The organism is Cedecea colo, from assembly GCF_011808225.1.
Classification (GTDB): Bacteria; Pseudomonadota; Gammaproteobacteria; order Enterobacterales; family Enterobacteriaceae; genus Dryocola; species Dryocola colo.
Window position 1 is genome coordinate 98019 of the sequence record NZ_SOYS01000013.1, and the last position, 14482, is coordinate 112500.

Here is a 14482-nt window from a genome sequence, read left to right on the forward strand (position 1 = left end):
TGCAGGATATTAGCTGCACTCTTACACTCCAGTCACTTACCCAGGTAAGCTCCTGGGAGTCCTTCCCCGGCAGGGCCGCGGCGAGCAGCGTTCAAACTGCTTATGCAGATTTTTTCACTCTCTTGCCGCCTGGCTGCAACTTGAATTATTTAGGCTATGTGTAATTTAATTTCACCTGTGAAGGTTCAACACCGCCTTTTATAAAGCCACGTCTCACCGCATTCGTCAATTGCTACGAAATCGTTTCAGCAAACGAGTAAATGATGCAAATTTACGAAATTTAATTACCGGGTTTGTGCATAAGTAATTCTTATAAGAATTCACAAAAAAGCAGCGGAAAAAGGGGAAAAAGCCCCGTTCTCCGCTATTTTTCAATGCCAGCAAAAATGGTTTATCACCTGCATAATAAGCTTACGAGTCGGCTCAATAAAACGGGTTTCAATATATTCATCCGGCTGGTGCGCCTGATTAATTGAACCCGGCCCCAGCACCAGCGTCGGGCAGATGGTCTGAATAAACGGCGCTTCGGTGCAGTAGTTCACCACTTCAGTTTGTGCCCCCAGCAGCTTCTCAACAACCTGCACCAGCTGATGATCTTTGGCGCATTCGTAGCCCGGAATCGGCGGATGAAGTTCAGAAACCGTCAGGCGACCCGGCCAGCGCTGGCTAACCGGCTCCAGCGCTTCATTCAGTAACCCATTAAGATCGTTTAACGTCAGGCCTGGCAGCGGGCGGATATCCATATGCAGTTCGCAGCAGGCGCAAATACGGTTTGCCGCGTCGCCGCCGCTGATGTGCCCCAGGTTTAACGTTGGATAAGGTACGGTGAAGGCATCGTGGTGGTAGCGATCTTTCAGGGTATTTTTCAGCGACATGATGTGGCCGATCGCATCGTGCATTAGCTCAATTGCATTCACACCGCGCGCCGGATCGCTTGAGTGGCCAGACTGGCCAAGGATGCGAATCGCGTTAGATATATGGCCTTTATGCGCACGCACCGGCTGCAGGGAGGTCGGTTCGCCGATGATCGCGCAGTCCGGGCGTAGATTCGTGGTTTCCGAGAAATAACGCGCGCCCGCCATGGTGGTTTCTTCATCGGCGGTCGCCAGAATGTAAAGAGGCTTTTTCAGCGTCGTCACATCAACGTCACGCAGCGCATCAAGAATAAAGGCAAAGAAGCCTTTCATGTCAGCGGTGCCAAGACCATACAGTTTATTTTCGTGTTCTGTCAGGGTGAAGGGATCGCGTGTCCAGCGTCCATCATCAAAGGGTACGGTATCGGTATGGCCCGCCAGCAGCAGGCCGCCCGCGCCAGAACCGATGCTTGCCAGCATATTAAATTTGCTGCGGGTGCCGGGCACAGGCTGCACTTCGACGCTAAAACCCAGGTCGCGGAACCATCCTGCCAGTAAATTGATTAAAGACTCATTGCTTTGATCCAACGCGCTGTCGGTGGCACTGATGGAGGGAGTCGCGATCAACGCGCGGTAAATCTCGATAAAAGGAGGTAATTTCATCTTCACTGTTGACAGGCCTTAGGTTAGGATAGTATCAATATTCATGCATTAATTATGAATAAAAATACAATAACGTTGAGCGTAAAGGAACCCTTAAGCGTTCCGGTGAATAAAACCACGCTCGCAGACGTGGGTGATAGCCGCAAGGCTTTTTCCCTGAGCAGACACGACGTAAGAAGGTGAACAGCCCAGATGTTGAATACGCTGATTGTTGGTGCCAGCGGTTATGCAGGCGCAGAGCTTGTAACCTATTTGAATCGCCATCCTCATATGAACATAACCGCATTGACGGTTTCAGCGCAAAGTAATGACGCAGGAAAATTGATATCCGATCTGCATCCGCAATTAAAAGGCATTGTCGACATGCCGTTACAGGCGATGTCTGACATCAGCGAATTTACCGACGGCGTCGATGTGGTGTTCCTGGCGACCGCTCATGAAGTGAGCCACGACCTTGCGCCACAGTTTCTGGACGCGGGCTGCGTAGTCATTGATTTATCCGGTGCGTTTCGGGTTAATGATGCTGAATTTTATCAGCGCTATTACGATTTTACTCACCAGCATCCGGCGCTGCTTGAAAAAGCGGTTTACGGCCTGGCCGAATGGCAAGCCGACAAATTAAAAGAAACGAACCTTATTTCCGTGCCCGGCTGTTACCCAACAGCATCGCAGCTGGCGCTTAAGCCGCTGATTGATGCGGGCCTGCTGGATTTAAACCAGTGGCCGGTGATTAACGCCACCAGCGGCGTGAGTGGAGCAGGGCGCAAAGCGGCTATCTCCAACAGCTTCTGCGAAGTGAGCCTGCAGCCGTATGGCATTTTTAACCATCGCCATCAGCCAGAAATTGCAACGCATCTTGATGCGCAGGTTATTTTTACGCCTCATCTGGGCAATTTCCCGCGCGGGATCCTGGCAACGATTACCTGCCGCCTGAACGAAGGCGTGTCGCAGCAGCAGGTTGCCGATGTCTTTAATCAGGCCTATCAGGACAAACCGCTGGTGCGCCTGTATGACAAAGGCGTTCCGGCGCTGAAAAACGTGGTGGGCCTGCCGTTCTGTGATATCGGCTTTGTCGTGCAGGAGAGGCATCTGATTGTCGTTGCAACCGAAGACAATCTGCTTAAAGGTGCATCGGCGCAGGCCGTACAGTGTCTGAACATTCGTTTTGGCTTCGCCGAAACGCAGTCTCTTATTTAACCGACAGCCGGGTGAAATGATGAATCCGTTAATTATCAAATTAGGTGGCGTACTGCTTGATAGCGAAGAGGCGCTGGAGCGTCTGTTTACCGCGCTTGCGAGCTATCGTCAGTCCCACCAACGTCCGCTGGTGATCGTGCACGGCGGCGGCTGCCTGGTGGATGAGCTAATGAAAAAACTCTCCCTGCCGGTGAAAAAGAAAAATGGCCTGCGTGTTACGCCAGCCGATCAGATAGACATTATTACCGGCGCGCTGGCGGGTACAGCGAACAAAACGCTGCTGGCCTGGGCGAAAAAGCATGATATCAACGGTGTCGGCCTGTGCCTGGGCGACGGCGATAGCGTGACCGTGACCAGGCTTGACGAAGAGCTGGGCCATGTTGGACTGGCGAAACCAGGTTCAGCTAAGCTGATTACCACATTGCTTGAGTCGGGCTTTATGCCGATTGTCAGTTCAATTGGCGTGACGGCGGAAGGCGAATTAATGAATGTAAACGCTGACCAGGCGGCAACCGCGCTGGCAGCAACGCTGAGTGCGGATTTGATTTTGCTCTCAGACGTAAGCGGTATCCTGGACGGTAAAGGACAGCGCATCGCCGAAATGACGGCGGCAAAAGCTGAACAGCTTATCGATCAGGGCATTATTACCGATGGGATGATTGTAAAAGTAAACGCGGCGCTGGATGCTGCCCGTACGCTGGGTCGTCCGGTGGATATCGCCTCCTGGCGCCATGCGGATCAGCTCCCCTCTTTATTCAACGGTGTGGCAATTGGCACCCGGATTCTGGCTTAGTTTAGAAAAAGTATTTGAAGGAAAAGACAATGGAAAACCACGGCATCAAAAAAATCGTTCTCGCCTACTCCGGCGGCCTTGATACATCTGCCATCATCCCATGGCTACAGGAAAACTATGGCGGCTGCGAAGTCGTCGCCTGCGTGGTGGATATCGGTCAGGATCGTGACGATCTGAAAGGCGTGGAGCAAAAAGCCCTGCGCTCCGGTGCGACTGAATGCTATGTAGTGGATGCGCGTGAAGAGTTTATCAGCGACTACGTTTACCCGGTTCTGCAAACTGGCGCACTGTATGAAGGCAGCTATCTGCTGGGTACTTCTATGGCTCGTCCGCTGATTGCAAAAGCGCTGGTAGATGTGGCGAATAAAGTTGGCGCGGATGCGCTGTGCCACGGTGCAACCGGTAAAGGTAACGACCAGGTGCGTTTCGAATCCACATGGGCCGCGCTGGCACCGCATCTGAAAGTTGTTGCACCATGGCGTGAGTGGGATCTGCGTTCCCGTGAAGCGTTGCTCGACTATCTGAAAGAGCGTGATATCCCGACTACCGCCTCGCTGGAAAAAATCTACAGCCGTGACGAGAACGCCTGGCACATTTCCACCGAAGGCGGCGTACTGGAAAGCCCGTGGAATGCGCCAAATAAAGATTGTTGGGTGTGGACCGTTGATCCACAGGAAGCGCCAGACCAGGCTGAGCAGGTTACCGTCACCGTTAAGCAGGGCAAAGTTGTTGCCGTTAATGGCGAAGCAATGAGCCCGTTCAAATGCCTGGAAACCCTGAACGTGATTGGCTCTAAGCACGGCATCGGTCGTATCGATATCGTCGAGAACCGTCTGGTAGGAATCAAATCCCGCGGCTGCTACGAAACCCCGGGAGGCACCATCATGATGGCTGCGCTGCGTGGCGTTGAGCAGCTGGTGCTGGATCGCGATAGCTTCAAATGGCGTGAGCAGCTAGGCCTGGAAATGTCATACGTGGTTTACGATGGTCGCTGGTTCGCGCCGCTGCGTAAATCCCTGCAGGCTTCCGCCGAGTCGCTGGCTGAAGAAGTGAACGGCGAAGTGGTGCTGCAACTTTATAAAGGCCAGGTCACGGCGATTCAGAAAAAATCTCCGAACAGCCTGTATAGCGAAGAGTTCGCAACCTTCGGCGAAGATGAAGTGTATGACCACAGCCACGCGGGCGGCTTCATCCGTCTGTTCTCGCTGTCATCACGCATTCGTGCTTTGAACGAGTTGAAGAAATAAGTAGCGCAAAAATTGTATAGAGAGCAGAACACGTAATCAGGGCGCAGCTTGCTGCGCCTTAGATTGCTGATAAAGAAGGAATAAGCGTGGTTTTTCCTTCTTTGTAGTTATCAGCCGAAAATCAACGCGTTGATTTTCCTTATTTTTTATTCAGCGCTATACGTTCAACCTGTGTTGGTTGAGAGTTTGTCATCAGTCTGGGGCGCAGCTTGCTGCGCCTTTTGCTTAAAAAATTCAGGAGCGGGAAAATGGCACTTTGGGGCGGACGTTTTACTCAGGCAGCGGATCGGCGGTTTAAAGAGCTGAATGATTCCCTGCGTTTTGATTATCGGCTGGCGGAGCAGGATATTGTCGGTTCGGTTGCCTGGTCTAAAGCGCTGGTGACGGTGAACGTACTGACGGCTGACGAGCAACGCCAACTCGAAGAGGCGCTGTCTACTCTGCTGGAGGAGGTTCGTGTCAATCCTCGCGCTATTTTAGCCAGTGATGCAGAAGATATTCATAGCTGGGTCGAGAGCAAGCTTATCGACAAAGTGGGCGATCTCGGTAAGAAGCTGCATACCGGCCGCAGCCGTAACGATCAGGTAGCAACCGATATCAAATTATGGTGCAAGGCGCAGGTGGCCGAACTGGGTGAAGCGCTGCATCATTTACAACTGGCTTTAGTGGCAACAGCCGAAGCTAATCAGGATGCGGTAATGCCTGGCTATACTCACCTGCAACGCGCACAGCCGGTGACTTTTGCCCACTGGTGCATGGCGTATGTAGAAATGCTGTCGCGTGACGAAAGCCGCCTGAAAGATACCCTGGCTCGCCTCGACGTCAGCCCGCTGGGTTGTGGCGCGCTGGCGGGAACGGCCTATCCGATGGATCGTGAGCAACTTGCCGGCTGGTTAGGATTTTCCTCTGCTACGCGCAATAGCCTCGACAGCGTTTCCGATCGCGACCATGTGCTGGAACTGCTGTCCAACGCCGCTATTAGCATGGTTCACCTTTCGCGCTTTGCCGAAGACCTGATTTTCTTCAATACCGGTGAAGCCAGTTTTGTTGAGCTGTCTGACCGCGTGACCTCCGGATCTTCACTGATGCCGCAGAAGAAAAACCCAGATGCGCTGGAGCTGATTCGCGGTAAATGTGGCCGTGTGCAGGGCGCGCTGACGGGCATGATGATGACCATGAAAGGCCTGCCGCTGGCTTACAACAAAGACATGCAGGAAGACAAAGAAGGGTTATTCGACGCGCTGGATACCTGGCTGGATTGTCTGAACATGGCCTCGCTGGTGCTGGACGGCATTCAGGTAAAACGCCCGCGTGCGAAGGAAGCGGCCCAGCAAGGCTATGCTAATTCAACCGAACTGGCGGATTATCTCGTCGCCAAAGGCGTACCTTTCCGTGAAGCGCACCATATTGTGGGTGAAGCCGTAGTGGAAGCGATTCGACAGGGGAAAGCGCTGGAAGCGTTGTCGCTGGCTGATTTGCAAAAATTCAGCGGCGTAATCGGTGAGGATGTTTATCCGATCCTTGAGCTGCAATCCTGCCTTGATAAACGTGCTGCAAAAGGCGGCGTTTCACCGCAGCAGGTGGCTTTGGCGATCGAAGATGCCAAACAGCGTCTGATGTAACTTCCTGGGAGGCCTGTTTTGCAGAGGGCTGCCCTGAATCCAGCGCAAAAAAAAAGCGGACATCAAGTCCGCTAAAAATTCACGTTGGCATTTTCATAGTTAGTCAGGTCAGAGAACAGAGATTTTCTCCTCAGCACCACAATCCATTGAGGGTTGAAGTATGGATTGTTCGTGCTGTTGCCGGCTATTATTCATAATCTCGCTTGATAGGGATAATCGTTCATTGCTATGCTATCTATCGCCATGGGCTATCATGGTGCTGGAGGATAGATAATGAATATTCGTGATCTTGAATACCTTGTGGCGTTAGCTGAACATCGCCATTTTCGTCGGGCAGCGGATGCCTGTCATGTTAGCCAGCCAACGCTGAGCGGCCAAATCCGTAAGCTGGAAGATGAGCTGGGCGTCATGCTGCTGGAGCGCACCAGCCGCAAAGTTTTATTCACGCAGGCAGGTTTGCTGCTGGTCGATCAGGCCCGCACCGTACTGCGAGAAGTCAAAGTGCTGAAAGAGATGGCCAGCCAGCAAGGCGAGGCGATGTCCGGACCGTTGCATATCGGCCTGATCCCAACCGTGGGGCCTTATCTGCTGCCGCAGATTATCCCGATGCTGCACAAAACTTTCCCGAAGCTGGAAATGTATCTGCATGAAGCGCAGACCCATCAACTATTAGCTCAGCTTGATAGCGGTAAGCTCGACTGCGCAATTGTGGCGCTGGTGAAAGAGAGCGAAGCCTTTATTGAGGTGCCGCTGTTCGATGAGCCAATGGTGCTGGCGGTATATCAGGACCATGCGTGGGCAAACCGCGACAGAGTGCCGCTCTCAGACCTGGCCGGTGAAAAACTGCTGATGCTGGAAGACGGACACTGTCTGCGCGATCAGGCGCTGGGTTTCTGTTTTGAAGCGGGTGCCGATGAAGACACGCACTTCCGGGCAACCAGCCTTGAAACGCTGCGTAATATGGTCGCTGCGGGCAGCGGAATTACGCTGTTGCCGGCGCTGGCCGTGCCAAATGAACGCGAGCGGGACGGGGTCGTTTATCTGCCGTGTTATAAACCAGAGCCGCGACGTACGATTGGTCTGGTTTATCGTCCGGGTTCTCCGCTGCGTAGCCGCTATGAGCAGCTTGCAGAAGCCGTCCGCACACAGATGGACGGCCATTTTGACTCAGTGTTAAAACAGGCGGTTTAAGCCGTTTAACGCCGCTACCCGATAGGCTTCCGCCATCGTTGGGTAGTTAAAGGTGGTGTTGACGAAGTACTCAATGGTGTTGCCACCACCTTTCTGCTCCATTATCGCCTGGCCGATGTGAATAATTTCTGCCGCGCGTTCGCCAAAGCAGTGAATGCCTAATATCTCTTTCGTCTCGCGATGGAAGAGAATTTTTAGCGTACCCACGTTCATGCCGACGATCTGCGCGCGAGCCAGATGCTTAAACTGAGCGCGGCCCACTTCATAAGGCACTTTCATGGACGTTAGCTGCTGTTCGGTTTTCCCGACGGAGCTGATTTCCGGAATGGTGTAAATCCCGGTTGGAATATCTTCAATCAGGTGCGCATTGGCTTCACCTTTAACCAGCGCCTGTGCTGCGATACGGCCCTGATCGTAAGCCGCAGAAGCAAGGCTTGGATAACCAATCACGTCGCCAACGGCATAGATATGCGGCTGCGCTGTCTGATACATGCTGTTGACCTTCAGCAAGCCACGGCTATCGGTTTCCAGCCCGACGTTTTCCAGCGACAGAGAATCTGTATTCCCCGTGCGGCCGTTGGCGTACAGCAGGCAGTCGGCTTTAACTTTCTTGCCGGATTTCAACGAGACAATCACGCCGTCTTCCATACCTTCAATCTTCTCAAACTCTTCGTTATGGCGGATAACGACGCCGCTGTTCCAGAAGTGATAAGAGAGCGAGTCTGACATTTCCTGATCGAGGAACGCCAGCAGGCGGTCGCGCGTGTTAATCAAATCCACTTTAACGTTCATGCCGCGAAAAATAGACGCGTATTCACAGCCGATAACCCCGGCGCCGTAAATAATTACGTGGCGCGGTTCGTGGTGCAGGCTGAGGATGGAGTCGCTGTCGTAAATACGCGGATGGGTGAAGTCTACTTCTGGTGGACGGTATGGACGTGAGCCGCAGGCAATAACGAACTTCTCGGCGGTGATCGTTTCGACCGCGCCGTCCGGGCATTCCAGTGCGATAGTGTGCTCATCCACAAACCTTGCGTCGCCCTGCAACATCTCGCAGCGGTTGCGCTCATAGAAGCTTTGGCGCATGCGGGTTTGCTGGTTAATCACGCTATCGGCGTGGTTAAGGATATCGGCAAAGGAAGAACGGAGGAGGTGGGTATGGTCGCTGTATAACGGGTTTTGATTGAATTCTATAATACGGCTAACGGCATGGCGGAGGGCTTTTGAAGGAATGGTGCCCCAATGGGTACAGCCGCCGCCAACGTTATGGTAGCGCTCAATCACCGCGACCCTGGCGCCAAGTTTTACCAGCCCCATTGCAGCGCCTTCGCCGCCCGGGCCGGAACCAATTACTACTGCATCATAATCGTAGGTGTGTGACATGGTAAGGCTTACCTGTTCTTATACATAAAAGCAACATGATGGTAACATCATCGGCGGTATAACCCAATTATCCTTGTGCTTTTTCCTTTCGTTAAGCGAGCAACGTCCCGTAAACAATCATTCACAATCCTGTATAAAAGCGGTAGCGTTAAGTTCTGATATAGTGCCAGTTCGGTTTGAGGGATTCAGGCGACGTGATGGGTGTAAGAGCGCAACAAAAAGAACGAACCAGACGTTCTCTGATAGAAGCCGCGTTTAGCCAGCTAAGCGCTGAGCGGAGCTTTGCAAGTCTCAGCTTACGCGAGGTGGCACGTGAGGCAGGGATTGCGCCAACGTCGTTTTATCGTCATTTTCGCGATGTTGATGAGCTGGGCCTGACCATGGTAGATGAAAGTGGCTTAATGCTGCGTCAGCTAATGCGTCAGGCGCGCCAGCGTATTGCCAAAGGCGGAAGCGTTATCCGTACTTCCGTTTCCACATTTATGGAGTTTATCGGTAATAACCCTAACGCCTTCCGTTTACTGTTACGCGAGCGTTCAGGAACTTCCGCCGCTTTCCGTGCCGCGGTGGCGCGCGAGATACAGCATTTTATTGCGGAACTTGCCGACTATTTAGAACTCGAAAATCGCATGCCGCGCAGCTTTACTGAAGCGCAGGCAGAAGCGATGGTAACTATTGTTTTTAGTGCCGGTGCCGAAGCGCTGGACGTTGATATCGATCAGCGTCGTCAGCTCGAAGAGCGCCTGGTGTTGCAGTTGCGCATGATCTCAAAAGGTGCGTATTACTGGTATCGCCGGGAGCAAGAAAAGATGTCGCTGGCTCAATTATCCGAAGAGTGAAGGACGAGCAATGAAACAGTTACAAGAGAGAGGTACGCTGGTGCAGGCGTTTATCGCCGGTCTTTCAATTAACGGAACCTTTGCCGCGCTGTTCAGTTCGGTGGTGCCGTTTTCCATTTTCCCGATTATTGCTCTGGTGCTGACGGTGTACTGTCTGCACCAGCGTTACCAGAATCGGACCATGCCGGTAGGGTTGCCGGGTCTCGCCGCAGCCTGTTTCGTGCTTGGCGTGTTGCTGTACAGCGCCGTCGTGCGTGCTGAATATCCTGTTATCGGTTCGAACTTCCTGCCGTCTGTGCTTTCGGTGGCATTGCTGTTCTGGATTGGCGTCAAAATCCGCGCGCGCAAAGCATAAGCCAGCCGGCATATAAAAACGGACGCCCCGGCGCCCGTTTTTACTGCTGACAAAGAAGGAAAAAGCGTGGTTTTCCCTTCTTTGTGTTTATCAGCCTAAAAGCAATCCGTTGATTTTCCTTATTTTTTATTCGGTGATATAGATTTAACCTGTGCTGGTTAGAGTTTGTCATCAGTCTGAACGGACGCCCCGGCGCCCGTTTTTACTATTTACGTGTCAACCACACGCCGCATTCCATATGATGCGTATAGGGGAACTGATCGAACAGCGCCAGACGCGAAACGTTATGCGTTTCAGTCAGCGTTTCCAGATTTTCACACAGCGTTTGCGGGTTGCAGGAAATGTAGAGAATCTGCGGGTAAGCCTGCACCATCTTCACCGTATCGGCATCCAGACCGCTACGCGGCGGATCGACAAAAATTGTCTCGCACCGGTAGCTTTTCAGATCGATACCTTTCAGGCGGTTAAACTCGCGTACGCCGTTCATGGCCTGAGTAAACTCTTCAGCCGCCATACGGATAATCTGCACATTTTCAATATGGTTGGCGGCGATATTGTATTGCGCAGCGGCAACGGACGGCTTGGCGATTTCGGTTGCCAGTACGCGGTTGAAATTACGCGCCAGCGCCAGCGAAAAGTTACCGTTGCCGCAGTACAGCTCCAGCAGATCGCCGCCTGAATTTTTAGTGGCATCCAGCGCCCACTCCAGCATGTGAATATTCATTGCCGCGTTTGGCTGCGTGAAGCTATTTTCTACCTGGCGATAAATCATCTCTTTGCCCGCCACCGGCAGACGTTCGTCGATGTAATCCTGGTCCAGCTCGATTTTAGTTTTTGTGGCGCGGCCAATCAGATGAACATTCAGGCCTGCGGCACGAAGATTGTCGCGCAGCGCTTCCGCATGCTGCCGCCACGCTTCATCCAGTTTGCGATGATAAAGCAGTGAAACGACGGCCTGATTACTCAGCGTGGTCAGATAATCTATCTGGAAAAGTTTATGGCGCAATGCAGGAATATTCCGCACGCCATCCAGCATCGCTGGCATCAGCGCATTAATCAGCGAGCTTGCAGCCGGGAAACTGTCCACTCTAATCCGCTGCTTAGTCTGCTGGTCAAACATGATGTGATAGAGATCGTCTTCATCATGCCAGATGCGGAATTCAGCACGCATACGGTAATGGCTGACTGGCGAACGGAACATCTCCGGCGCAGGCGCGGCAAACGGGGACATCATGCTTTGCAAGCGGGCGACTTTTTCTGCCAGTTGCGCGTCGTATTGGTCAATCGGGAGATGTTCAGGGGTCATAGGCCATTACCTGTTAATGAAGTCAAACTACGCGGCGATTTTAGGGAATACCCTCGTGATGTCCAGTCTCTTCGTTAGCAGAAGTTCAACTGGAAGTCTGGACTTCTATATGGCGATAACGGTAGCATGCGCTCTCCGGCCTCCTGAGAGTTAAAAGGGAACCCAGTGTAATTCTGGGGCTGACGCGCAGCGGTAAGGAAGAGTGGGATGAAAGCGATTCGCAGACACTGCTTATATAAGTGGGAAGTCCTCATCCATAAACGCCTCCAAGCCCGAAGACCTGCCGGTTTACGTCGCAATTGATATAACTATCGCGTGCTATCGGTTATGTCTGCGGCATCCTTGATTTAAAAGCGGATGCTTATATAAATGATGATAAAAAAAGTTTCGCTGTTTACGGCGTTGTCCGTAACGGCGTTTTCTGGCTGGGCGCAGGACAGCAATTCTGACGATGCTCTGGTGGTGACGGCTAACCGTTTCCAGCAACCGGTCAATACGGTTCTGGCCCCGTCTGACGTTATTACCCGTGAAGATATTAATAAATGGCAGGCCAAAACCATCAACGATGTGATGCGCCGTTTGCCGGGCGTAGATATCGCTCAAAACGGCGGTATGGGGCAATATTCCTCGATGTTTATCCGCGGGACGAACGCAAGTCAGGTGCTGGTCCTGGTGGACGGGGTGCCGATTGCGCGTCCTGGCATTTCTAATGTGGCTGATATCAATGCCATTCCGCTCTCTCTTGTACAGCGTATCGAGTATATTCGCGGCCCGCGCTCGGCTGTTTATGGTTCCGGCGCGATTGGTGGCGTGATCAACGTGATTACCCATTCCGATGAAGAGAAATCTCAGATCAACGCCGGAATGGGTTCAAAAGGCTATCAGCAATATGACGGCACGTTGCGACATCGCTTTGGCGATACCGTGGCGACCGTTGCCGGATCATACGAGTCAACCAAAGGCTTTAACGTCCAGCCGTATTCCACCTACAGCAGTGACAACGATCGCGATGGTTTCCGTAATAAAACATTCTGGGCTGGAGTTGAGCATAAATTTAACGACGAGTTCGACGGCTTCTTCCGTGCCCATAGTTACACCAATAATAACGACTATGACTTGGGTAGTCCGCCGTACATGCCTGCCTACAGCGCCAACGAAGAGCAGCTTTATAATCAAAGCTATGACGGCGGGATGCGTTTTCACTCCGGGATTTACTCTTCGCAGCTCATCGCCAGCTACCAGAAAGTGAAGGACTATAACTACAGCAGCGAGTATGGCCGCTATAACGACGGGACGACGCTCGATCGTATGGCCCAGCGAAATATCCTGTGGGGCAACAACTTTGCCGTTGGCCAGGGTTCCATTAGCGCGGGCGTGGACTGGCAGCAACAGCGTCTGACTTCTTCTGATACCGCCATTACCGACACCTACAAGCGCGATAACACAGGCTTGTATCTCAGCGGACAGCAGCAGCTTGGCGATGTCACGCTGGAAGCTTCCGGCCGTGAAGATCACGACGGGCAGTTCGGCTGGCACGGTACCTGGCAGACAGCGGCGGGCTGGGAGTTTGTTGAAGGCTATCGCGCAACGCTTTCCTATGGCACCGGCTTCCTTGCGCCATCGCTTGGGCAGCAGTTTGGCTCCACTCGTTTTGGTATCGACGCTAACCCTAATCTGAAACCAGAAGAATCCAGACAATGGGAAGCAGGTATTGAAGGCCTGAGTGGACCGCTCGACTGGCGTCTGTCGGCATACCGCTACAAAATCGAAAACCTGATCACTTACTACTCCGATCCGGTAACCTTTAACGGTGCTTACGACAATATCGACTCTGCAACCATCAAGGGGCTGGAGTGGACGGGCAGCATTGATACCGGCATCTTCACGCACAAAGTCACGTTGCAATATATGGACCCGCGTAACGACCAGAATGATGAGGTGCTGGCTCGCCGTGCGAAACGGCAGGCTAAATATCAGCTCGACTGGAGCATGTTCAATGTCGATATGGATGTGGCGTGGCAGTATTATGGTAAACGTTATGACAACAACACTTCTGCTTATAATAATAATCAGCAAATTTTGCCGAGCTACAGCACGGTTGATGTCTCTGCCTCATATCCAGTCACCTCTCATCTAACCGTTCGTGGTAGAATTGCCAACCTGTTTGATAAAGATTATGAGACGGTTTATGGCTATCAAACCCCAGGACGGGAATACTACCTCTCTGGCAGCTATACCTTCTGATGCACGTCCCACGGTACTGGTTTTTGATTCCGGTGTCGGGGGGCTTTCAGTATATAATGAGGTCCGGCAACTTCTGCCGGGCCTGCATTACATCTATGTGTTCGATAACGTAGCTTTTCCCTACGGTGAAAAAAGCGAAGAGTTTATCGTTGCGCGAGTGGTGGAGATTGTCACTGCCGTTCAGGAACGCTATCCGCTGGCGCTTGCCATTATTGCGTGCAATACCGCAAGCACGGTTTCCCTTCCCGCATTACGCGAAAAATTTGCTTTCCCTGTCGTTGGCGTAGTGCCAGCTATTAAGCCTGCAGCACGCATGACGGCAAATGGTATTGTCGGTCTGCTTGCCACTCGCGGTACGGTTCGTCGGCCTTATACCCACGAACTGGTGGCGCGCTTTGCCACAGAATGCAAAATCGAGATGCTGGGTTCCGCAGAGCTGGTAGAGCTGGCGGAAGCGAAGCTGCACGGCGAACCAGTCTCTCTGGATGAGCTTCGCAAAATACTGCGTCCGTGGCTGCGAATGAAAGAACCACCGGATACAGTAGTGCTGGGTTGTACCCACTTCCCTCTATTACAGGAAGAGCTCTTGCAGGTACTGCCAGAAGGTACACGTCTGGTAGATTCCGGCGCTGCGATTGCACGACGTACGGCGTGGCTTTTAGAGCATGAAGCACCAGAAGCTTTATCTGCTGATGAGAATATTGCTTTCTGTATGGCCCTTGCCCCAGAAACCGTACAGTTAATGCCTGTTTTGCAGCGTTATGGCTTCGCAAAGCTTGAAAAACTGC

At 52.5% G+C, this 14482-nt stretch carries 12 protein-coding genes and 1 riboswitch (1 of these 13 running past the window's edge); of the genes, 9 read left to right on the plus strand and 3 right to left on the minus strand.

What is annotated here, in order from left to right:
* Nucleotides 1–371: 371 nt before the first annotated feature.
* Nucleotides 372–1523, minus strand: coding sequence for an acetylornithine deacetylase (gene argE, locus E2L00_RS20115; RefSeq protein WP_167614717.1), 1152 nt, complete (start codon nucleotides 1521–1523; stop codon nucleotides 372–374).
* A 186-nt stretch (nucleotides 1524–1709) separates the two neighbouring features.
* Here argE and argC point away from each other — a divergent pair, with 186 nt between their 5' ends.
* From argC to oxyR, 5 genes are all read left to right on the plus strand, one after another.
* Entirely contained in the window at nucleotides 1710–2714 is a 1005-nt protein-coding gene (argC, locus tag E2L00_RS20120; RefSeq protein WP_167614718.1) for an N-acetyl-gamma-glutamyl-phosphate reductase, read from the plus strand.
* Between the two features lie 16 nt (nucleotides 2715–2730).
* On the plus strand, nucleotides 2731–3507 hold the full coding sequence (gene argB / locus E2L00_RS20125; protein WP_167614719.1) for an acetylglutamate kinase: 777 nt from the start codon (nucleotides 2731–2733) through the stop codon (nucleotides 3505–3507).
* Between the two features lie 29 nt (nucleotides 3508–3536).
* Nucleotides 3537–4754: an argininosuccinate synthase gene (locus tag E2L00_RS20130; RefSeq protein WP_167614720.1), complete on the plus strand. Its 1218-nt coding sequence runs from the start codon at nucleotides 3537–3539 to the stop codon at nucleotides 4752–4754.
* A 248-nt stretch (nucleotides 4755–5002) separates the two neighbouring features.
* Entirely contained in the window at nucleotides 5003–6376 is a 1374-nt protein-coding gene (gene argH, locus E2L00_RS20135; protein WP_167614721.1) for an argininosuccinate lyase, read from the plus strand.
* A gap of 273 nt (nucleotides 6377–6649) precedes the next feature.
* Complete coding sequence (gene oxyR / locus E2L00_RS20140; RefSeq protein ID WP_167614722.1) at nucleotides 6650–7567, plus strand: DNA-binding transcriptional regulator OxyR; 918 nt, start codon at nucleotides 6650–6652, stop codon at nucleotides 7565–7567.
* On the opposite strand, the gene sthA is transcribed toward oxyR, so the two are convergent.
* Nucleotides 7550–8950, minus strand: a complete 1401-nt coding sequence (sthA, locus tag E2L00_RS20145; RefSeq protein WP_167614723.1) for a Si-specific NAD(P)(+) transhydrogenase — start codon at nucleotides 8948–8950, stop codon at nucleotides 7550–7552. The genes oxyR and sthA overlap by 18 nt on opposite strands.
* Before the next feature lie 197 nt (nucleotides 8951–9147).
* Between sthA and fabR the strand changes: the two genes are divergently transcribed.
* Nucleotides 9148–9789 (plus strand): HTH-type transcriptional repressor FabR, encoded by a 642-nt coding sequence (gene fabR / locus E2L00_RS20150; protein ID WP_167614724.1) that lies wholly within the window; start codon nucleotides 9148–9150, stop codon nucleotides 9787–9789.
* Between the two features lie 10 nt (nucleotides 9790–9799).
* The gene (locus E2L00_RS20155) at nucleotides 9800–10144 is read left to right on the plus strand and encodes a YijD family membrane protein (RefSeq protein ID WP_167614725.1); all 345 of its coding nucleotides are present in this window, start codon (nucleotides 9800–9802) and stop codon (nucleotides 10142–10144) included.
* Nucleotides 10145–10349: 205 nt separating this feature from the next.
* Here the strand turns inward: E2L00_RS20155 and trmA are convergent, their stop codons facing one another.
* Nucleotides 10350–11450, minus strand: a complete 1101-nt coding sequence (gene trmA, locus E2L00_RS20160; protein ID WP_167614726.1) for a tRNA (uridine(54)-C5)-methyltransferase TrmA — start codon at nucleotides 11448–11450, stop codon at nucleotides 10350–10352.
* Between the two features lie 119 nt (nucleotides 11451–11569).
* Nucleotides 11570–11752: riboswitch (cobalamin riboswitch) on the plus strand.
* Nucleotides 11753–11822: 70 nt separating this feature from the next.
* On the opposite strand from trmA, the gene btuB reads away from it, so the two are divergent.
* A complete protein-coding gene (gene btuB / locus E2L00_RS20165; protein WP_167614730.1) occupies nucleotides 11823–13694 on the plus strand; it encodes a TonB-dependent vitamin B12 receptor BtuB in 1872 nt (623 codons plus the stop codon).
* On the plus strand, nucleotides 13639–14482 hold the 5' portion of the coding sequence (gene murI, locus E2L00_RS20170; RefSeq protein WP_167614727.1) for a glutamate racemase. 38 nt of this gene lie beyond the right edge of the window; 844 of the gene's 882 nt are visible here — the first part of the coding sequence; the start codon lies at nucleotides 13639–13641; the stop codon falls past the right edge of the window. Before btuB ends, murI begins: the two co-directional genes overlap by 56 nt.